Source organism: Bradyrhizobium sp. USDA 3262 (assembly GCF_054060035.1).
The window spans coordinates 8835758-8855365 of the sequence record NZ_JBSSCT010000001.1; the positions used below are offsets into that span (position 1 = coordinate 8835758).

The window sequence follows — 19608 nt, forward strand, 5'->3', positions numbered from 1 at the left end:
TGCATCAATCCGGCCTGCGATCTTCTGCCGTGCCTTGAGACGCAATCTGTCTCGCTTCTTCATCGGCCAACAGCTTGAGCACGACCTTGCGTTCCTCGTCCGTCAGCTGTGGATCTGCAAGCTTTTTCCTGAACAAGGCCAGGTTCTCGTCGTGAATAAATCGCTCCATGGGACAGCGTTTTCTACCCATTCGCGTGCTTTGAAAGAGTAATCCTAGCCGCGCACACGCTGGCCAGCAAGCAGCGGCTGTGGCTCGACCCGGCCCCGCCTGCCTTGGAGCGAGAATTTCCTCGCTTTGCCCGAGACTTACCTCGCCAGGGAGACGGGTCGCACACCGCCCCGAGTCGCTTGAGCCGCATCAACCTCGCACCTACGAGGCTGCAGTATGATTTGCTGCCAATTCTTTCCAGCAGCGCGAGATTCTCATGCCGCTCAAGCCGCCCGCGTATGGGCCTGCCGTTGAAGCGTTCTGGCGGGAGCCGGCCGATGCGCTGTTGTGCAGGCTCGACACCCAGCGGTGCGGTCTGCGCCAACAGGAGGCCGAAAAGCGGCTCGCCCGGATCGGCCCAAACCTCGCAGAGCCATCGGGCACGCGATCGATCCTGCAGAAGATCGTACATCGTCTGGTCAACCCGCTGATTGCCATCCTGATCGTGGCGGCGGCCGTGTCGGGCTTCAGCGGCGACCTCGCGAGCTTTGTGATCATCACGCTCGTGGTGGGCCTGTCACTGACGCTGGATATCGTGCAGGAGCACCGCGCGGAGGTCGCCGCCGATGCGTTGCGACGCTCGGTTGCCATCCAGGCCGATGTCATTCGCGATGGCGCAATCGTCGCGTTGCCGGTGAGCGAACTCGTGCCCGGAGACGTCGTGGAGCTGCGGACCGGCGACCTCGTGCCGGCCGACGGGGTCGCGCTCATGGCCCGCAATTTCCAGCTGAACGAGGCCCTGATGACCGGCGAGCCGTTTCCTGCCGCGAAGACGACGGAGCCATGCGCGACCAGTCAGCCTGCGGAAGCGAGCAATGCGCTGTTCGCCGGCACCAGCGTCGTTGGCGGCAACGGGGTCATGCTCGTCGTCGAGACTGGCCGCCGTACGCGCTTCGGCATGATCAGCGCCGAGCTGCTGGCGAACGATCCCCCAAGCGCCCTTGAGCAAGGTGTACAGAAGCTTGGCTTGCTCATCCTCAAGCTGACGCTTTTTTTGACGCTGTTCGTGTTGCTCGCCCACCTCGTGGCACATCGGCCGGCCATGGAATCATTCCTGTTTGCCGTCGCGCTCGCCGTCGGCCTGACGCCCGAGCTCTTGCCGATGGTGATGACGGTGACATTGGCGCGCGGAGCGCAGCGGATGGCGAAGCGGCAGGTGATCGTCAAGAGGCTGTCTGCTATCCACGATCTCGGTGCGATGGACACGTTATGCGTCGACAAGACCGGCACGCTGACAGAAGCCAAGATCACGCTCGCAGCACATTTCGATCCTGCGGGACGCCCCAGCGATCGGGTGCTCGAGCTGGCTCGATTGAACAGCGCCTTCCAGACCGGCATTCACAGCCCGCTGGATGAGGCGCTGCTTGCCGCAGACAGCCCGCCGGGCAGCAGCGCCTGGACCCGGCTCGCCGAGATTCCGTTTGACTTCGAGCGGCGCTGCCTCTCGGTCCTTGCGATGCGGGACAACGACCGGTTCCTGATCGTCAAGGGCGCGCCGGAAGCGATCATGGACCGCGCGGTTGCAGTCGAGGTCGACGGCTTGGCCCGGCCGCTGGATGACAGCCACCGTGCCGCGCTCGTTCGCCTGCAGGATGACCATGCCCGGCAGGGCTTTCGGCTGCTCGGCGTCGCCATCCGAACCATGGCGCCGGATCGGGCCAATGTTACGACCGCGGACGAAGCTGTCCTGACGGTGGTCGGTTTCTGCGCGTTCGCGGACCCTCCCAAGCGCGATGCGGCCGACTCGGTCCGAGACCTGAGGGCACGTGGCGTCGGCATCAAGGTGCTCTCCGGAGACCACGCTGCGGTGGTCGCGCATGTCGCGGATGCCGTCGGTCTTCCCTCCGGTCGTATCCTGACCGGCGGCGAGATCGCCAATCTGAGCGATCAGGCGCTCGCCGCGCAGATCGAGGACGTCGACCTGTTCGCCAGGATCGATCCCGAGCAGAAGAGGCGGATCATCCGGGCCTTGCGTCAACGCGGTCACGTCGTCGGCTTCATGGGCGACGGCGTGAACGACGCTCCGGCGATTCACGCCGCCCATGTCGGAATTTCCGTCGCCGGCGCGACCGAGGTGGCACGCGCGGCGGCGGACATGATCCTGCTGGCGCCGGATCTCTCGGTGCTGGGTGCGGGCGTGATCGAGGGACGACGAACGTTCGCAAACATCCTGAAATATGTCCGGATGGGAACCAGCTCGAATTTCGGCAACATGCTATCGATGGCGCTGGCATCCATTGCCCTGCCGTTCCTGCCGCTGTTGCCGCTGCAGATTCTCCTGAACAACCTGCTCTACGATCTCTCCGAGACCGGCATTCCGTTTGACGAGATCGATGAGGAGGATGTCGAGAGACCCCAATCATGGAACATGGCTGATATCCTGCGGTTCACGTTCGTCATGGGCTCGATTTCATCGCTGTTCGACGTCGCAACTTTCACCATTCTCCTGAAGGTCTTCCATACTGATGCCGCCGCGTTCCAGACCGGCTGGTTCCTGGAATCGATCGCTACGCAGATCCTCGTGATCTTCCTGATCCGCTCGCGGCGGCCGCCGTGGCGCGCCAGCCGCCCGCACCTCATCCTGGGGTTGGGCTCGCTGGGCGCGCTTGCTTCAGGGATCTTCCTGGCCCTGGGACCGTTCGGTTCCTTGTTCGGTTTCGCGGACCTGCCGCCTGTGCTGCTAGGCGCGATCACGCTGATAACGCTCGGCTACCTCGTCATGGCGGAGACCGGAAAGCGCCCTGCTCTTCCAGCCGCTACATATGAGCCAAATCGCGCTGCGCTGAGGCGACAATATCCTGCCAAGGGTACCGCACTGAATGGATGACCTACGGCGCTCACATCAACCGAACCGTGGACCGGAGTTGATTCGCATCAAGGTCTTTCGTCCCTGGAATGCGATCGTTGTGCTGGTACAGTGCACGGCTTTGCCCACAAATGGATCGATCACGACAACGGAACGAACTGAGACTTGGCGACGCGAGCGATAGGCATGCTCACGCCATTCCAAGCCTTACATCGATGCCGACGGTCAATCAGCTTCGACGCCGGAAGCGTCGGAGCGATCCGACTGTCTCATGGTACGGCCGTGTGCTCATCGTTGGGACATTACTGGTCGCCGCCGGCTGGGAGATCTTCCAGCTGCTTCTGACCATCATCACTCTCGACTGAAGGTCTCGTTGAGCGGAATTCCAGTTCAGGTGGAAATTGAAGGCCCGTCCTGCACCAGTTCGGCTGAACCATACGCGTCGGGGGTCGACTTTCGGAAGTACACCGAATCTTCGCGCGGAACGCTCACGCAACGATGCTTCCTGGCAAACTGTGCGGCCTTGGCGGCAGCGACCTCGTTGATCCCAAACAACCGCTCATAATCACGATCAGAGATTCTCAAGACAGCGCCTGCGCCGAGGCGATCGAGTCGCGATCGCAACTCGACAAGGGTGAGATTCTTATTCATTAATCTTGTCAGATCTCTAGATCGAGTTGGACGTCTGCCGAGTGTTGATTCCCAGCCATGTGTAGAGCGGACAGTAAGAGAAGAACGCTGTCGCGATCAGGACGCATCCGAGAGTCCCGGCGACCAGCCATCCCGCTCCAAGGGAGCCGTCCTTCAGGGTATATGCGATCACGGCCAGACCGATGATGATCCGGGCGTACTGATCAATGAGTCCGACGTTGCGTGTCATGGCAATCTGCCTCCTTCGATGCCGCTCCATTTTGAACGCACTCCGGCTCCCGGCCCTTGATCGTGATCAATTCACGCGGCGCAGATCGCCAACCAGCACCATTGGCACTTCGCCGCGATTGTCGATTTGTCGAACCTCAGACGGCAGAGCTGCTCCGACGCGCACCGAGCGGCACTAAACGGCCATGGCGACCGCAAGACCAACATCCTCAGATGCCACCGTCACCGCGCCCTGGAACGGCTGGTCTAATGCGACATCAGCAGGCAGATTGGAGCCTGCTGCAGCAAGCCCCGCGTCATGCCGCCGAACATCCATTCACCGAGCCGGCTATGTCCATAGCCTCCGGTGACGATGAGGTCGGCGCCTTCGCTCTTTGCCAGTCTGACAAGGTACCCTGCGTCCGGCTCGGCCGTGTGGACGCGAACGTCGAACTGGCAATTGACGCTGTGCCGTTCGAGATAGCTCGCGACATCGCGCAAGCGGCGGGTCGCTGCGTCCTGCTCGTCCGACGTGCAGATTTCGGCGACGGTCACTTTGGAAGCCCGGGTCAGGAAGGGCAACGCGTCCCGAATCGCCAGACGCGCCTCGCGGGTGTCCTTCCACCCGACGACGATGCGATCGGCGGACAAGCCGGTTACGCCTTCCGGCACCGACAGCGTGGGACGACCCATCCGCAGGATGGCCTCGGCCGAATCGAGGTAATGGAAATTGTAGGACTGGGCCTTCCGGCGCTTGAAGACAACCAGATCTGCCGCCCTCGCCTGCTCCGCGAGAAACGCGGTGGGGGATTCCAGCGCCCACCGCCACTCCAATTTGTGACGCTCCCGACCCGTGATCTTCCCGAACCATTCGCCCTTCGCCGCGAGATCGGCCCGCATCCGCCTGACGTCATCTTCGGTCGTCTGCTCGATGATCACCCCTTCGGCGACGAAGGGCGGATCGATGGCGGAAGCTGAGACGCCGATCATCGATGCGTGAAACTTGTCCGCAATCCCTTCGGCGACGCGAATCTGTCCCTCGTCCTGCTGCTGAGGGTCGACATAAACCATGACATTGGCCAAAAACATGTGTCTGCTCCACCAAGCTAAAATGATCATGTATTGCCGCGTATGGCGGCGCTGCCTACGTTGAGCCAGCTCAAGCTCGCCTCGGTCCCCTAAGCTCTACGTCTGCCGTCCGCCTAATCTCGATCCTGCCCGACGCTGCGGGCCGAGCGGGCGAGCGCCTCATATCCGGCCGCGATCTTCATGAAATGATCGCGAGTCGCCTGGTCCTGATGTCGCGCGGCCTGCCGCTTCGTCCGCTCGGCGCGGGACGCCCAATATGAAGCGTCGTCCTGAGGCTTTCGGGCACGCGGCTTCTTCTGCGCCACCTCATCGGCATTCTTCGCCGCCTGACGTGGCTGCGCAACGGTGACGGCTCCATTCCCGTGTTGCTGCGGCAGCCGCCGCTTGCCATCTCCAGAGCACATCGCACCAAACTCCCGGCTATCGAAGGAGGACAGCTCCGGTCCCTTCCAGCAGTTCGCCAACGCCCCACGGCGCGTGGCGTCGGATCAATCCATCGCCGGCTCGGAAACCACCGCGCGCTCCTGAAACTGGTCGTAAGCTTGCAACGCGTCGGCGGCATACATCAAGGACGGTCCGCCGCCCATGTAGACCGCCAATCCGAGCGTCTCCTCGACCTCCTTGCGGCTGACCCCAAGCTTGACCAGGGCCTCGGCGTGGAAGCCGATGCAGCCGTCGCAGTGCGCGGCAACGCCCAGCGCGAGCGCGATCAATTCCTTGGTTCGGGCATCGAGCGCGCCATTTCTGGTGGCCGCCTGCGCCATGGCCGAGAACGCTCGCATGGTTTCAGGAATGCCCTTGCGCAACTGGCCCAGATTGTTGGAGATGTGCTTGCAGATGTCGGCATAGTCCTTTTGCATGCGACCCTCGGTCTTCGCTATTCAAACGGTCCAGGAAAGGGCGGCTCCGCCGACGGGGATGCAACGGCGAACGCCGCCCTTCATCCAACGCAGCCGGCAACACGATCTGGCCTCTATGAAGGACGTGCGTGTTCGGCCTGCAAGGACCCGCACTTTGTAACCCGGTGATCGCGCGTGACATTTGCGCCAGATCAAACCGCACCCAATTTACCGCTTGCGTCAGATCAACGCGTCCCACCGCATCTGGAGTTAGGCTGAACACCACGAGACATTCGGATGTACGCGCACCAGATCATGGCTCGCAAGGTGCCCTCGACAACGCCGGACAGCACCATCCTCGACGCGGCAAACATCATGCTTCGGCACCATGTGAGCGGGCTACCGGTGGTCGATCGCGACGGCGCGATCGCCGGCATCGTCACCGAAGGCGATTTTCTTCATCGCAGCGAGATCGGCACCGAGCGGAAGCGCAACTGGTTGATGACCTTCATTCTCGGACCGGGAAAGTGGGCCGAGGACTACGTGTCCGAGCATGGACGCAAGGTCTCTGAGATCATGACGCGTGCGCCGGTCACCGTGGCCGAGGATGCGCCGCTGACGACGCTCGTCGAACTGATGGAGAAAAACAACGTCAAGCGGCTGCCGGAGATTCGCGACGGCAAACTTGTCGGCATTATCACCCGCAGCAACCTGCTGCGAACGGTGGCGAGTCTTGCACGCGACGTACCTGATCCGACCGAAAACGACGACCAGATCCGGCAGCGCATTCTGGACGAGATCGAACGCAACGCCTGGTGCCCGCTTGGACTCAGCGTCATCGTTCGGGACGGCATCGTCCACTTGAGCGGGGCACACGAAATCCCGGATCCAACCGCGGACGACTACCATATCCGTGACCGTATCGTCCGACAGATCGATGGTGATCGTCCGCAACGGCGTTGTCCATCTGCATGGCATCGCCACCAGCGACCATGCGCGTGAGGCAACCATCGTGGCCGCGGAGAACACCGCCGGCGTCAAGAAGGTGTACGATCACCCCTGCTTCGTGGATACCTATACCGGCCTCTACGTCGAATCTCCCAGGGACGTGAAGGCTGCGAGCTGAAGCAACCAGCAGCTCAGAATGATTGTTTGGCTCGCATTGTCCGGCTCGCCTTCGCGGGCCATCTAGAGATCAAACACGTCGCCCAGGCGCGGCAGCTCGACCCGCCGTCCCTCCAAGTGCGCAGCGAGCGCCTGCATTGCGGGCTCTTCGCCATGGACCAGGAACGTTGCTTCGCATCCCTCGATCGCGCGTCGCCATGCCAGCAGCTCCTGCTGGTCCGCGTGCGCGGAAAATCCGTTGATCGTGTAAATCGTGCTGCGAACCGCAATGTCTTCGCCGAACAGCCGCACGGACTTGGCCCCATCGATGATCTGCCGCGCGATCGTTCCCGCGGCGGCGTATCCGACGAATACGATCGCCGATTCCTTGCGCCAAATATTGTGCCTGAGGTGATGGCGAATTCTGCCGCCCGTGCACATCCCGGACCCGGCCATGATGACGGCGCCGCCGGTTATCCTGTTGATGGCAACCGAATCGGCGCTCTCGCGGACCAGACGCAGGTTTGCCGGATGCAGCGGATCCCGCCCTTCGCGAAACATGGAGGCAGCCTCGGAGCTGAGCCATTCGGAATGCCGCTTGAATATTTCGGTCGCCGAAATCGCCATCGGCGAGTCCAGGAAGATCTGCATGGCCGGCGGCAGCCTGCTCCGCTCTAGCCCCTGACGCAGGACATAGAGGATCTCCTGGGCGCGCTCGAGCGCGAAGGTCGGGATGATGACGTTGCCGCCGCGGGCCAGCGTGCCGCTGATCGCGCCGTAAAGCTCCTCGATCGAGTCTTTCGGCGGCCGATGGCGCCTGTCTCCATACGTCGATTCCATGACGACAACGTCGGCGCGAGCGGGAGGGCTCGGCAACCGCAGCAGCGGACGACCGGCGTTGCCGAGATCGCCCGAGAACAAGACCGAACGTGTGCGGCCGTGCTCGGCAGCCTCGATCAGGATGCTCGCAGAGCCCAGGATATGGCCGGCATCGAAGAAAGTTGCGCGAAGTCCCTCCGCGAGCTGTAACGGCTGTCCATATTCAGCCGTCCTTCCAAACCGGTCGAAGCACTCGAGCGCGTCGACGACGGTGTAGAGCGGCGACGGCGCTTCTTCTTCCCCCCGCCTGCGCCACTGGCGGGCTCTCCGCTGCGCGTCTTCTTCCTGGAGATGCGCAGCATCGACCAGCACGAGGCGGGCCAGCTCGCGACTGGCCGCAATCGTGATCACTTCACCGCTGAACCCTCGCTTCGCGAGCAATGGAATCCTGCCGCAGTGGTCCAGGTGGGCATGGGTCAGCAGGACATAGTCGATGGTTGCAGGATCGAACCCGAAGGCGGCGACGTTCTCTTCCACCAGGTCGCGGCTTCCCTGGAAAAGACCGCAATCGATCAGAATGCGTTGGTTCAGGCATTCGACCAGGTGACAGGACCCGGTCACCGCGCGATCGGCGCCATGAAAGGATAACTTCACGATCTACCCTCTTGACTGATCGACTTGCCCCGTGAGGCGCCATCTCCGATCGGCAGAAGCGGGCGGCCGGCCGTCTCGTACCACCGCAGAATGCCATGCCAGGCTTCCTCGGCGGACTCTGCAAACCAAAACAGGCCCCTGTCTTCCGGATCGATGACACCCTCGCCGACCAGGAAGTCCGGATCAAACGCGCGACGCCAGTACGACTCGCCGACCAGCACGACCGGCACCGGCGCGATCTTTCGGGTTTGCGCCAACGACAGCACTTCGAACAGCTCGTCCATCGTGCCAAAGCCGCCCGGGAATGCCACCAGCGCGCGGGCGCGCATCAGGAGATGCAATTTGCGCATCGCAAAATAGTGGAACCTGAAGCAGAGCTCGGGCGTGACATATGGGTTAGGGTCCTGCTCCTTCGGCAGGGTAATGTTCAGTCCGATCGATTGGGCCCCGACATCGTGCGCGCCCCTGTTAGCTGCTTCCATGATGCCCGGCCCACCGCCGGTCATGATCATGAGGCGGCCACCGATGGCCTTTTCGCTCGCGGCACCGACGATCTGTCCGAACTCGTGTGCGATTCCGTAATACTTGGTCTTCGCCGCAAGGCTCCGTGCCGTCTTGAGACGGCGCTGCAAGCCGCCATCGTCGGGATTCAACGCGAGCGCATCGGCTATCGATGCGACGGTCCGGCGCGCCGCCTGCGCCTCGCAAATGCGAGTGCTGCCAAAGACAACGATCGTATGAGCGATCTGATGCTCCCGGAGCAGGGTCTCCGTCTTAAGGAAATCGAGTTGGAGGCGAATGCCGCGTGTGGCTTCGCTCTGCGGGAAATCTTCGTCCTGATTCGCCTCCCGATAGCTTGGCGATTGCAGGATGCTGCGCAGATCGCCAAGCGCACGGCCGTCCTCTTCGGCGCCGTTGGGCTGCCCACCCGGGAGTACCACAGCCCTGTCGACATGGTGAGCCGGCTTCGGGCTCGGACGAGTCGATGGCAGATCGTCAGTCATGCGCCGGCCCGCCGTCCGCCTCGGAGGATGTGAGCGCCGCATCGTGCTTCAGGGCCTCACGAACCTCGTCATCCTCCAACGCATCCAGTAGCCAGCGGTGATCGGTCGGCTTCGACCTACCAATATCTGCTTCAAAATTCACCGGTTGCTTGACGGCCGGCAACTTCATTCGGTCAGTCATGGCGAACCTCGTCGGCATTCGATGGGCATTGCCTAGCATCCGCAATCGGCTGCACGGGCGCCTTGAGCAGGGTCAATTCAGGGATTTCTTTGATGGCAAGGCGCCAACCTGAGCCTAGTTTCTCGCCGCTGTTACGCTCAACCGGAAGCGCGTCCGGATCAATCGCACGCTCCGCAATCGCCTGCCGGGGTCTTCCGCGTCAGTTACCCTCGGATCGCGCGAGTATCCGCTCAAGCGCGGTGATCAGCTGCACACGTCCAACGATGCCGACGACACGCATACCCCGGAGCACCATGACTTGCGATATCTGATGCTTGTCCATTTCGACCACGATCTCGTCCACAGTCGCGCATTCGTCGACGCAAACGGGCTTGCGGCTCATCACAGCGTCGACGCTCAGGGCCCGGGTCCGCTCGCGGACCAGCCGTCCCTCCTCTCTGCTCAACAGCCATTCGAGCCAAAATCCCTCTGGCCAATGCACGCCGAGTTCGCGACGGTGAAGGAAGTCTCCTTCAGAGATAACACCGATCAGCGCCCCTGAGCCATCGAGCACAGGCAAGCCGCGCTGGCCAGTTTCCAGCAAGAGACGAACGGCATCGAGCAATGGCGCGCCGGGTTTGATCGTCGAGAAAGACGTCCGCATGACATCCAAAGCCAACATGGCAACCTCCCCAGAGCTTCGTGTACGCGATGATCTGCCAGCATCATTCAAAAATGGAAGGCCAGGCTGATCTGGATCAAAAAGCCGTGCAGCTTTTGTAATCGCTGGTTTTCGCCTCAGGATCATTCGGCGAGCTGTCAGCTCATGTGGGAATCGCCGTCGAGGATGGGGCCGCTACCCTGATTGCCCACGTCGAATGCTACCTGCGGAAGCTCGCGGTCGTTGCGCCCTCTGTCGACTGCATTCATGTCAGCTCGGAATCGAGAGAGGCGGCATGACGCGGACAATTTGACCCAGATCAAGCCATCTGACCAACATCTAGGGCAACCCCGCCTCGGAAGCGCAGGGATCGATCCATGGGTGAAAACTCTCTCTTTGCTTTCGCACTCACGGTCACGCTCATCGAACTGACCCCGGGACCTAACATGGGCTATCTCGCGGTGCTGGCCGCGTCGGCCGGACGCAGGGCCGGTCTTGCCGCAACAGCCGGTGTTGCTTTCGGCTTGTTTGGAGTTGGGATCGCATCGTCGCTCGGCCTTGCAGCTATCGTGGCTGCCTCCAACCCGCTTTACGAAGCCCTTCGCTGGGCGCTCTACCTGCTTTGGCTTGCCTGGCAAGGATGGTGAGCGTCACGGGAAGCGCACCGTGCCGGGCCTTGACTCGCGCGGAATGCTCTGGATAGCGCGGTCGGGATGATTGACGCCGCAAGCACGCGGTGATGGGGTGATCCCGGTTCGGAGCGGGCAACGGGGATCAGAATGACCAGCGAGTCGCAGCTGCGCGAGAAGCTTCGGAAGATCGAGGCGTTGTTCGTGGGTGCGGGAACTGCTGGTGAGCGCCTTGCGGCGGAAGCCGCGCTGCGGCGGGTGCGTGCCCGGGTCGAGGAACTCGCTCGCCACGATCCACCGATCGAACAGCAATTCTCACTTCCCGACCAATGGTCGCGGCACCTGTTCTTGGCGCTTTGCCGTCGCTGCGGGCTGCGGCCGTTTCGTTATCACCGCCAGCGACGCAACACGGTGATGATCCGCGCGTCACGAGGCTTCGTCGACAAAGTGCTGCTGCCGGAGTTCACCGAGCTGGAGAGGGCGCTGCAAGTCTATCTGCACGAGGTGACGCTGCGTGTGATCCGCGAGGAGATCTATGACGACACCAGCGATGCGCAGGAAGTTCCAGATGCCCTGCCGTCGAACTGATCAGGCGGCGAGCTTTGCCGGCGAACTGTCGCGCTCGGCCTTCCAATTCCACGGCAGCAGCATGTGCAGCTGATTGATCTTGGTACGTCCGGAGACGATGCGCTCGAGAACATCGGTCAGATAGTGCCGCGGGTCGATGTCTTGCAGCTTTGCCGAGTTGATGAGCGAGGCGAGAATGGCCCATGTCTCGGCGCCGCCTTCACTGCCGGCGAACAAGTAGTTCTTCTTTCCCAGGCCTATCGGCTTGATGCTGCGCTCAACCGTATTGCTGTCTATTTCAATGCGTCCGTCGTCGATGAAGCGCGTCAGGCCGTCCCAATGGTTGAGGGTGTAGCGGATGGCTTTACCCAGACCGGACTTCTTCGAGACTTCCAGCAGCCGCGCCTCAAGCCAGGGTTTGAAGTCCTCGATCAACGGCCTGGTGTCGCTTTGCCGCATAGCAGCCCGATGCGCCGCCGGCAGACCGCGGATGCGATCCTCAATGGCGTAGAACATCGCGATCCGTCGCAGCGCTTCCGCGGCAATCGGCGACTTGGTCGCGACGTGAACGTCCCAGAACTTCCGCCGCGCATGCGCGAAGCAGAACGCCAGCTGCACCAGATGGCCGCCGTTCTTGATCAGGCCCTTGTAGGCGGCATAACCGTCGACCTGCAGGATGCCGTGGTAGTCCCCGAACAGCTGCTTGGCGCGGATCGCCTTGCGATCCTCGGCAAACATGTAGACCACCGCCGGCGGCGCCGGGCCACCCCACGGACGGTCATCGGTGGCGATCGCCCAGAACTGGCAGACTTTGGTCCGGCCACGGCCGGGATCGAGAACCGGCAGCGGCGTCTCGTCGGCAAACAGCCGCGGGTAGGACATCACTGTGTCGCGCAACAGCGTGTGAAGCGGCTTCAGCCACCAGGCGGCGCGCCCCATCCACGAGGCCAGCGTCTGCCGGTCGAGCGTGATGCCTTGCGCAGCGAACATCTGTTCCTGCCGATACAGCGGCAGCTGGTAGCCGTATTTCATCACCGCGATGTGGGCCAGCAAGGCTTCCGTCACCATCCCGCCGTCGATCGCCTGGGCCGGCGCGGGTTCCTGCAGCACACCCTGGCGGCATCCCCGGCAGCCGTACCGCGGACGCACTATGCGCTTGACCCGGTACTGCATCGGAATGACGTCGAAGGCTTCCTTGACGGTCTCCCCGATTTTGTGCAGCCGCTCGCCGCAGCAAGGGCAGATGTGGCTCTCGATATCGATCACGACGTCGATGCGCGGCAAATGCTCCGGAAGCTTCCCCCGGTTGCGTCGCGCCGGTCGCTTTCCACGGCCCTCCGCTCCGTCAGGCAGCCCGCCTCCGGTAACGTCGTCGTTGGCGGCGGCACCAGCCGCCTGCGCCGTGATGGCGAAGAGAGGCAGCTGTCCGGGATCCAGTGTCTCAGAGCGGGGACCGAAGATCGTGCGCTTGTACTGGGACAGGATTATCTGGAGCTTGTCGTTCTCCTGGACCGCAGCGTCGCGTTGGGCAATCGCCGCATCACGCTCGGCCGCCAGCGTGCCGCATTCCGCCGACAACGCCGCAAGCCGTGACGACAGCGCCATCACGGCTTGTCGGAGCAATGCTGGATCAGAAGGCAAATCACTCATGCAGAGTGATTCTACAACAACTCCGCATGAGTGACGAACGCCTCTTGATACGGATCAACCAGCTCGTGCTGGCTGATCCACAACCCGCATCGGCACACGCTTCCAGTCTGAGCCATCGAGCGACTATCCATGTGAATGCCCCTCCTCGTGAGGCTCAGTGATTCTGAGATCGAGATGATCGAGCTCGTGATTGCGGAGTTTTCGAACAGCCTCAATCACGCGCGACGTGTTGGAGAACAGGTGCGCGCCCGAAGGGTGACGATCGATCAAAAGACGGCCCTGCCTGATCTGAACGTACAGCCAGTTCACGGGAATGTTCAATACGCCGGCGAGTTCCTGTGCGCTGAGCAAATCGGGTGAATGCCGCCATCGCGTGCGTTGCTCGGTAAGCCCTTTGAGGCCGGCCTGGAAGCGAATGCGCTGGACAGTGATCGGCAGCACCCCGTCTGGGCATTTTGGTGACCGGTGTCCTTCGCCCGTCAATATGGCAGCGATCTCGTCGTCGTGCAGCTTGGTGCGGGCGAGCTCGAGGACGCGTTCTCGCATTTCCACGCCCTGCGTGAGATTCTCTACTGAATTGACGCGCACCTTTACCTCGATCTCGGTGACGGCTCCGCCGCGCCACACAATCCTCACCTTGACGAGGTCGTGCTCGCCACGATCGAGAATCACCTTGTCAATGAGACAGCGCAGCAGCGCCTTGCGTTTCGCGTCGGTCGTGCTTGAGTCCGTCCAGATCTCAGGCAGACGGCCGGAGAGGTGGACGACTTTGTCGTTCAGCGCCTTGTTGCCAAAGGTGATCTGAGCGATAGCCTGGGGAGACTTTAAACGGGCCAGGGTCTCCTCTGCCGCTCGAGCCTCCTTCAGAGCCGCCTCCCAACGGCGCTCGAGCTCGGCGGCGACGAGCCGGTTGTCGGGATCGACGCGGTTGAACTGACGTTCGGCGAGTGCTGCTTCGTAGCGTCGCCGCTCGAGCTGCTGCTCGGCATTGCTTCGTATTGCTTTGTACGTCTGCTGCTGAGCGCGACGAGCGCACGACAACGCGTCGATCTCGGCCGGCGCCAGCGCTGTAAGGAAGGCTTGCGCCACGGCGGCGTCGACGCGGGGAGCACGGATGTATTGGCACGCCGGCAACCCCTGATGTGAACGCAGGTGATTGCAGACGTATTCGGCGCGTCTCTTGTAGCGCGCGTACATCTTGTGACCGCATCTTCCACACCATGCGATGCCTTGCAGCAGTAGTTCGCCCTCACGTGGGGCCCCCCTCGTCTTGTTGCGCATGTATTCTGCTCGGTTGTCGCTGACGATGCCCCTGATCTTCCCGTAGCTTTGCCAAGCGATATAGGGAGGATAGCGGTCCTTGACGATGATCCGCCACTGCTCGATCGGCTTCGGCGCCTTCGTCGGTAATCTTCCCTCCGACGGTTTGCGCAGTCGTGTCCGTCCGTAAACGAAGGCGCCCGCATAGGCAGGATTCTTCAGAATCGCCGCGACCGCGGCTGTCGTCGCCCGCGCCCAATGCAGATCGCCGTGACGATCGCGGCGCGGCAGCTCCAGACCACGGTCGTTGAACTCACGCATGACCTTGGCAATGGTGCGCAGTTTCAGGAAGGTCTCGAACAGCAGCTCGAGCCGTTCCTGCACTTCCAGGTTCGGGTCCTTGACGACGACGCCAGAGGGATCGCGGACAAGGCCGATCGGTAAGGTGAGCGCAAGCTCGCCGCGCTCCGCCTTGGCAAGAAGACCAGCCGTCAATCGACTACGAATTGTATGGAGCTCGAGCTCCGATATCGTCCCCTTTAGGCCGAGCAGCAGTCGGCCATTCGCGCTGCCAGGGTCATAGACGCCATCACGGTCGGCGATGAGGCAGCCGTGCAGCCCGCAGATATCGAGCAGCGGATACCAATCCGAGCAGTTGCGGGCGAGACGCGTCACGTCGATCGACAGGATCAGACCAACCTCGTTAAGACCAACACGCCCGACCAGTTCCTTGAAGCCGCTGCGCTGAGCCGCCGACGCCCCACTGATGCCAAGATCAGCGTCGATGACGTCGATGCCAGCTTCGTGCCATCCGAGCTCGATGGCGCGTTGGCGAAGCGCGTATTGCAATCGCAGGCTCTCTTGGTTGGTCACAACCTGATGAGTCGTCGACTGCCGGATGTACACGACCGCGCGGCGCGCCAGGTGTATCGGCTTGACCAGCTCGGACTTCATGACTTGCCTCCGCCAGCACTGCGGCGACCTCGTTGACGATTTGGCGCTGCAGTGCCGTTGACAGCGTGGCCCAAAGGTCTTTCGGATCGATCGGCATCGTGTTCGAGCTGCTCAACCAGAGAGGTCAGATCGTGTAGTGCCTCGACGCTCAGCTTCGTTCGATTCTCCATCGACTTCCGTGGTTCGGTCGCCGCGACCGGAATCAAAAGGCTGGCACCGTCTCGATATTCGACCTCGTACGAAAGCGGGAAGCCCCCGCCACGATGAACCGAGCGGCGAATGACGCGGAACGTGCGGCCGAACAGCGGATGCGTCGGTTCGCACACTGTAACTTCGATGGCAGGTGATTCGTCAGACTCCCCAGAGGGGATATTTCGATGTGCCCTCGAGCAGCACCGAGAGCTGAGCATGAGATAGCGGCACGACGCCTTCCTTGATCGGCGGCCAGGTGAACTGCCCCTCGATTCTCTTGTAGTAAAGGACAAGGCCGCTTCCGTCCCAGGTCAGGATCTTCACGCGATCTCGGCGCTTGGAGCGGAAGATGTAAAGTCCGCCGTCGAACGGATTGGCTCCAAACGCCTCGCTCACCAGCATCGCCAGCGAGTCCATCCCGCGACGGAAATCGACCGGCTGCGTCGCGATCCAGATCGACAACCGGGGTCGCATCCCGATCATCGGCCAACCGTCCCGACTGCCGCCAGCACCTCGCACAGCGCCCGCCGGTCGACCGTCCCTCTGACACGGATGCGAACCGCGCCGACCTCGATCTCGATTGCCGCCTGCTCCTCGCGCGACGGCAATTCGCCCCCGCAGCCGGTGATCGCGACCGGCACAAAGCCAGGTGGCACGTCTCCGGCCCGGCGCGCCGCGACCTTCGCCCGCGTCGTCTGACGACGCCACAGAAACAACAGGCTTGGACTGATGTCGTGTCGCCGCGCCACAGCGGACACGCTTGCACCCGGCGCAAAACTCTCCGCGATAATCGCCGCCTTCGCATCGGCCGACCAGCGCCGGCGCCGGCCGGTCCCAGTGATGATCTCGACACGCTGCAGCGTGTCAGAAAAATCCTTGAGGATAGGCGTATGCCTATCCCTATCGCTATCCTTACGGCTATCCTTAGACATGGCGAGACCTCGTGATGATTCAGTCCACGAGATCTTCCTAACCGACCAGATTAGCCCTCAGCGCGTGGTCCCTGGATGACGCTCACCAAGGATGGCGCGATGCGCCGCAAGAGATCACCAAGCCAGTCGAGGCGACGGCACATACCAAATTCTTCCTCAGGGGCTTGATTACCAATCTACTCAATCCCAAGGCCGGAGTTTTCTATCTATCGATTTTTCCGACTTTCATCGATCAAGCACGTCCACTGCTTCCGCAGATAGCGATCTTGCTGACGGTATACATCACGATAGCGACTGCAATACATACGGCTGTCGTGATTTCAGCGAACGCCATCCGGCCAAGCATCGAAAAACGGGCAAACACAATGCTCATCAGGCGGATAATGTCAGTGTTGCTGGCCGTTATTGCAATCTGGCTGTTCTATACGACGAGACGAACTTACTCTTGAACTTGCTCGTGGGACGCTGTCGGCGGCACGGCGCCTATCGTGTGGGCGACGCAAGCGCCTCAACAATGTGCCTTTCAATTTCCCCGACGGGAAGCCTTGTCAGATCCTTGGGAATCTCCGCAATGATGTGACGCTTGACATCGGTAGCGAGCGTCGCCCGAAGCTGTGCCAGCGTTCGCGGCGGAGCGGCGATGACAAACGCCGTCGTCCTTCCACTCCGAACAATCTCCTCCGCAGCCCGCGCAATCCGCCTCGTGAACCGATACTCCTCGAGTTCGTGCCAGTTCGTCGTTTCGACGGCTCCCCGCTGACCGGAGACGATCCCTTTTATGAAGTGTCCTGGACGGTCCGTGCCTTGTAGGTGCGTTGGCGGATTCTGATCTTCGAACACCGCCTCCGCCTTCAGGGTGGGGAACTGATTGTCGCCTTCGTTGCGGAGCAACAGCGCCTTGCGCCCGTTTCCAAGCACGAACGCGTTCTTTGGAATTCCCGCCATCCAAACATCCTCCACTTCAACAAATCCTGTCTAATGCCCGGAAGCTTTAGATCAATTGATCGGAGTCAAATCACGCATGCGCGCGATCCCACAGAATGGGGTATCTTTCCGTCCTACAGAGAGCACGATCATGCAAGCACGCGACGTCATGGTGTCACCCGTCATCACGGAGAACTCCAACGCAACGGTGCGGCAGGTTGCTTCCCTGCTGCTCCAGCACCGCATCAGCGCCGTTCCTGTTGTGGGCAAGGATGGCGAACTAGTCGGAATCGTCACGGAAAGCGACTTGATGCATCGGACTGAAGCCGGCACCGAGCGCCCGTATTCGTGGTGGCTCCGGCTTTTGGTCGGAGACGCGCAAATGGCGTCCGACTACGTGAAGTCCCATGCTGTCAAGATCGCCGACATCATGACCCGCAAGGTCGTGACCGCGGCGCCCGACACGCCTCTGCATGAAATTGCGATGCTGCTCGAGAAACATGGCATCAAGCGTGTCCCCATCGTCGATGAGGCCGGCCACCTCCTCGGCATCGTCAGCCGGGCCAACCTGCTCCAGGCCGTCGCGAGCGCCCGGCCGAAGCTGGAGATGTCACCCGCCGATTCCGTCATCAGGAAGAGATTACTCGGCGTGCTTCACGGGCAACCGTGGGCACACACGTTCAATCTGACTGCGACCGTACAGAACGGCATCGTCGACCTGTGGGGATATGCGCCATCCGCCGCCGAGCGCGCAGCGATCCGGATTGCCGCGGAGGCAATTCCCGGTGTCGTTGCTGTGAACGATCACCTGCTGGAAACGCCGATCATGGCCTACTGATCCGGGTGCACGATCATCAAGCAACCACCATTAGGTAGTCAAATCGGTCGCACTTCGAAACGATCCGCGATCCCGCGGAATGCCTAATTCATTCTGATGTAGAGGCGATCGATGGCATCCGAGGGAATCGCAAAGGCGTGCTCGGATTCGGTCTCGCCGGTGCTGGCGGCAACAATGCCGATCACTTCGCCCCGCAGATTGAACAGCGGCCCGCCTGCGCTGCCGCGATCCAGCAAGGCATCGGTCTGAATGAGATCCCGGCAAGGGCTTCCGGGCCGCGAACGATGCAGAGCGCTGACGATGCCAAAGCTGACGCTCGGAGTGGATTTCAAGGAACCACCGGCCGCAAGGACGAAATCGCCAGGCTCGGCGTCGACCGATCGGCCGATGCGGGCCGCGGTCAGGCCGGAGGCCGAAATCCTCAGCATCGCCAGATCGTATCGCTCGTCGGCCGCAACGAACCTAGCGTCAAGCTGGCGCCCATCCGACAATCGGACCGAGAGTGTCTTGGCGCCGCTGACCACATGATTGCTCGTCACGATCAATCCGGACTCTGCCTTGATGATGACGCCTGCGCCGTAAACATCTTTCGTCGCGGGACGCGGATCGCTGGGCAGTTCGGGACCGGAATTCCCTGACCGGGAGGCTGCCGCCGTCTCCGTGCTGGCCGTTATGCCGACGACACTTTGGATAACCTTCCCGACCAGGGGCGCAAGAGTTTGCACATCCCGGATTTCCCCTGCTTGCACCAGTCTAGGCCAGGGCAGGAGCATGCACGTCACGGCGACGATGAATGACAACGGACGTTCCGACCATTTCCGCGCCGACTTGCGGCATGATCTTTTCGGGCTCATCTCGCGCCCGCCCCGTCTACTCGGCAGCGGCGATCGGCAGCACGCCGGGCCGCTCCGCCGCAATGATCGCCTTCCACAATGCGGCGATGCTGCACTGAGTGGCTGGCAGAAGCGAGCAATGCCCTGCGGCGTCAAAGTCACAGAAACGCGCTGCCGGATCACCACATATTTCCGCAAATGACCGGTTGATGAGGTCGAGACATTCCAGGAGCTTGGCGATGTTCTCCATGCCGGCACGACGCTGAAGATCGAGAAGCCGGAACGTCACGACCGGCGGGTCACCGAACGAGATCTCGGGATGGGCGAGTCCGAAGAACACTTCGACCGCAGATGGCGCTTGCCTGATTCGATTGAGGAGGTTCGCTGCCTGGGCTTCCGTGCAGGCAACCAGGCGGGGCGACGACGCTCCGGGTGCCGGCCTCGGACCGAGAGCGGCCGAAATCTGCTGCTCAAGCCAGAGGCGAACGGGCGCTGGAGCGTTCTGAATTTGCTGGGCGTTGAGCACTATGCCGGTCATCGTCGATCCTCCGTTTCCATATGACCATTACCGGCTTTGCTCGCAGCCGCCTTGATGGGGATCAATGATGGGAGCGCCTGGACGCGCGT

The 19608-nt window shown here is 61.9% G+C and carries 24 protein-coding genes and 1 pseudogene; 7 read left to right on the forward strand and 18 right to left on the reverse strand.

What is annotated here, in order from left to right; translation table 11 throughout:
- Positions 1–4 precede the first annotated feature (4 nt).
- Positions 5–169, reverse strand: a complete 165-nt coding sequence (locus ACVWYP_RS41840; RefSeq protein ID WP_172646738.1) for a hypothetical protein — start codon at positions 167–169, stop codon at positions 5–7.
- Between the two features lie 256 nt (positions 170–425).
- On the opposite strand from ACVWYP_RS41840, the gene mgtA reads away from it, so the two are divergent.
- Complete coding sequence (gene mgtA, locus ACVWYP_RS41845; protein WP_028339967.1) at positions 426–3035, forward strand: magnesium-translocating P-type ATPase; 2610 nt, start codon at positions 426–428, stop codon at positions 3033–3035.
- Between the two features lie 369 nt (positions 3036–3404).
- Here mgtA and ACVWYP_RS41850 read toward each other — a convergent pair whose 3' ends face one another.
- The 5 genes from ACVWYP_RS41850 to ACVWYP_RS41870 all read right to left on the reverse strand — a co-directional run bounded on the left by ACVWYP_RS41850 (position 3405) and on the right by ACVWYP_RS41870 (position 5821).
- A complete protein-coding gene (locus tag ACVWYP_RS41850) occupies positions 3405–3665 on the reverse strand; it encodes a hypothetical protein (protein ID WP_028339966.1) in 261 nt (86 codons plus the stop codon).
- Positions 3666–3681: 16 nt separating this feature from the next.
- A complete protein-coding gene (locus tag ACVWYP_RS41855; RefSeq protein ID WP_028339965.1) occupies positions 3682–3894 on the reverse strand; it encodes a YgaP family membrane protein in 213 nt (70 codons plus the stop codon).
- Between the two features lie 245 nt (positions 3895–4139).
- Positions 4140–4961 (reverse strand): universal stress protein, encoded by an 822-nt coding sequence (locus ACVWYP_RS41860; protein WP_028339964.1) that lies wholly within the window; start codon positions 4959–4961, stop codon positions 4140–4142.
- 113 nt (positions 4962–5074) lie between these two features.
- Complete coding sequence (locus ACVWYP_RS41865) at positions 5075–5365, reverse strand: hypothetical protein (RefSeq protein WP_129964731.1); 291 nt, start codon at positions 5363–5365, stop codon at positions 5075–5077.
- Between the two features lie 84 nt (positions 5366–5449).
- The gene (locus tag ACVWYP_RS41870) at positions 5450–5821 is read right to left on the reverse strand and encodes a carboxymuconolactone decarboxylase family protein (protein ID WP_028339962.1); all 372 of its coding nucleotides are present in this window, start codon (positions 5819–5821) and stop codon (positions 5450–5452) included.
- Between the two features lie 276 nt (positions 5822–6097).
- On the opposite strand from ACVWYP_RS41870, the gene ACVWYP_RS41875 reads away from it, so the two are divergent.
- Both ACVWYP_RS41875 and ACVWYP_RS41880 read left to right on the forward strand, forming a co-directional pair.
- Positions 6098–6802: a CBS domain-containing protein gene (locus tag ACVWYP_RS41875; RefSeq protein WP_028339961.1), complete on the forward strand. Its 705-nt coding sequence runs from the start codon at positions 6098–6100 to the stop codon at positions 6800–6802.
- Positions 6747–6926: pseudogene (locus tag ACVWYP_RS41880) on the forward strand (BON domain-containing protein); the annotation flags it as partial. The gene ACVWYP_RS41875 and the pseudogene ACVWYP_RS41880, both read left to right, overlap by 56 nt.
- 62 nt (positions 6927–6988) lie before the next feature.
- On the opposite strand, the gene ACVWYP_RS41885 reads toward ACVWYP_RS41880, so the two are convergent.
- The 4 genes from ACVWYP_RS41885 to ACVWYP_RS41900 all read right to left on the reverse strand — a co-directional run bounded on the left by ACVWYP_RS41885 (position 6989) and on the right by ACVWYP_RS41900 (position 10223).
- Positions 6989–8377 carry an MBL fold metallo-hydrolase RNA specificity domain-containing protein gene (locus ACVWYP_RS41885; protein WP_028339959.1) on the reverse strand — a complete coding sequence of 463 codons (1389 nt, stop codon included), beginning with the start codon at positions 8375–8377 and terminating at the stop codon, positions 6989–6991.
- Complete coding sequence (locus ACVWYP_RS41890; protein ID WP_051447788.1) at positions 8374–9381, reverse strand: LOG family protein; 1008 nt, start codon at positions 9379–9381, stop codon at positions 8374–8376. The genes ACVWYP_RS41885 and ACVWYP_RS41890 overlap by 4 nt, the downstream gene beginning before the upstream one ends.
- Positions 9374–9562 (reverse strand): hypothetical protein, encoded by a 189-nt coding sequence (locus tag ACVWYP_RS41895; protein ID WP_129964714.1) that lies wholly within the window; start codon positions 9560–9562, stop codon positions 9374–9376. The genes ACVWYP_RS41890 and ACVWYP_RS41895 overlap by 8 nt, the downstream gene beginning before the upstream one ends.
- 199 nt (positions 9563–9761) lie before the next feature.
- Positions 9762–10223, reverse strand: a complete 462-nt coding sequence (locus ACVWYP_RS41900) for a CBS domain-containing protein (RefSeq protein WP_018268815.1) — start codon at positions 10221–10223, stop codon at positions 9762–9764.
- Positions 10224–10579: 356 nt separating this feature from the next.
- On the opposite strand from ACVWYP_RS41900, the gene ACVWYP_RS41905 reads away from it, so the two are divergent.
- On the forward strand, positions 10580–10849 hold the full coding sequence (locus tag ACVWYP_RS41905; RefSeq protein WP_051447787.1) for a LysE family translocator: 270 nt from the start codon (positions 10580–10582) through the stop codon (positions 10847–10849).
- A gap of 132 nt (positions 10850–10981) precedes the next feature.
- Positions 10982–11419, forward strand: coding sequence for a hypothetical protein (locus ACVWYP_RS41910; RefSeq protein ID WP_028339957.1), 438 nt, complete (start codon positions 10982–10984; stop codon positions 11417–11419).
- On the opposite strand, the gene tnpC is transcribed toward ACVWYP_RS41910, so the two are convergent.
- The 5 genes from tnpC to tnpA all read right to left on the reverse strand — a co-directional run bounded on the left by tnpC (position 11420) and on the right by tnpA (position 16386).
- Complete coding sequence (tnpC, locus tag ACVWYP_RS41915) at positions 11420–13003, reverse strand: IS66 family transposase (RefSeq protein ID WP_028339956.1); 1584 nt, start codon at positions 13001–13003, stop codon at positions 11420–11422.
- A gap of 168 nt (positions 13004–13171) precedes the next feature.
- Complete coding sequence (locus tag ACVWYP_RS41920; RefSeq protein WP_172646724.1) at positions 13172–15262, reverse strand: recombinase family protein; 2091 nt, start codon at positions 15260–15262, stop codon at positions 13172–13174.
- The gene (locus ACVWYP_RS41925; RefSeq protein ID WP_189397628.1) at positions 15259–15588 is read right to left on the reverse strand and encodes a hypothetical protein; all 330 of its coding nucleotides are present in this window, start codon (positions 15586–15588) and stop codon (positions 15259–15261) included. Before ACVWYP_RS41925 ends, ACVWYP_RS41920 begins: the two co-directional genes overlap by 4 nt.
- Before the next feature lie 25 nt (positions 15589–15613).
- Positions 15614–15937, reverse strand: coding sequence for an IS66 family insertion sequence element accessory protein TnpB (tnpB, locus tag ACVWYP_RS41930; protein ID WP_028342833.1), 324 nt, complete (start codon positions 15935–15937; stop codon positions 15614–15616).
- Positions 15934–16386 carry an IS66-like element accessory protein TnpA gene (tnpA, locus tag ACVWYP_RS41935; RefSeq protein ID WP_051376434.1) on the reverse strand — a complete coding sequence of 151 codons (453 nt, stop codon included), beginning with the start codon at positions 16384–16386 and terminating at the stop codon, positions 15934–15936. The genes tnpB and tnpA overlap by 4 nt, the downstream gene beginning before the upstream one ends.
- Positions 16387–16457: 71 nt before the next feature.
- Between tnpA and ACVWYP_RS41940 the strand changes: the two genes are divergently transcribed.
- Entirely contained in the window at positions 16458–16835 is a 378-nt protein-coding gene (locus ACVWYP_RS41940; RefSeq protein WP_080686865.1) for a LysE family translocator, read from the forward strand.
- Between the two features lie 34 nt (positions 16836–16869).
- On the opposite strand, the gene ACVWYP_RS41945 is transcribed toward ACVWYP_RS41940, so the two are convergent.
- The gene (locus ACVWYP_RS41945) at positions 16870–17331 is read right to left on the reverse strand and encodes a host attachment protein (RefSeq protein ID WP_028342834.1); all 462 of its coding nucleotides are present in this window, start codon (positions 17329–17331) and stop codon (positions 16870–16872) included.
- Positions 17332–17461: 130 nt separating this feature from the next.
- Here ACVWYP_RS41945 and ACVWYP_RS41950 point away from each other — a divergent pair, with 130 nt between their 5' ends.
- Positions 17462–18148, forward strand: a complete 687-nt coding sequence (locus tag ACVWYP_RS41950) for a CBS domain-containing protein (RefSeq protein WP_028342835.1) — start codon at positions 17462–17464, stop codon at positions 18146–18148.
- A gap of 83 nt (positions 18149–18231) precedes the next feature.
- On the opposite strand, the gene ACVWYP_RS41955 is transcribed toward ACVWYP_RS41950, so the two are convergent.
- Both ACVWYP_RS41955 and ACVWYP_RS41960 read right to left on the reverse strand, forming a co-directional pair.
- The gene (locus ACVWYP_RS41955) at positions 18232–18948 is read right to left on the reverse strand and encodes a S1C family serine protease (protein WP_244980965.1); all 717 of its coding nucleotides are present in this window, start codon (positions 18946–18948) and stop codon (positions 18232–18234) included.
- Between the two features lie 70 nt (positions 18949–19018).
- Positions 19019–19519 (reverse strand): hypothetical protein, encoded by a 501-nt coding sequence (locus ACVWYP_RS41960; RefSeq protein WP_028342836.1) that lies wholly within the window; start codon positions 19517–19519, stop codon positions 19019–19021.
- Positions 19520–19608: the final 89 nt, after the last annotated feature.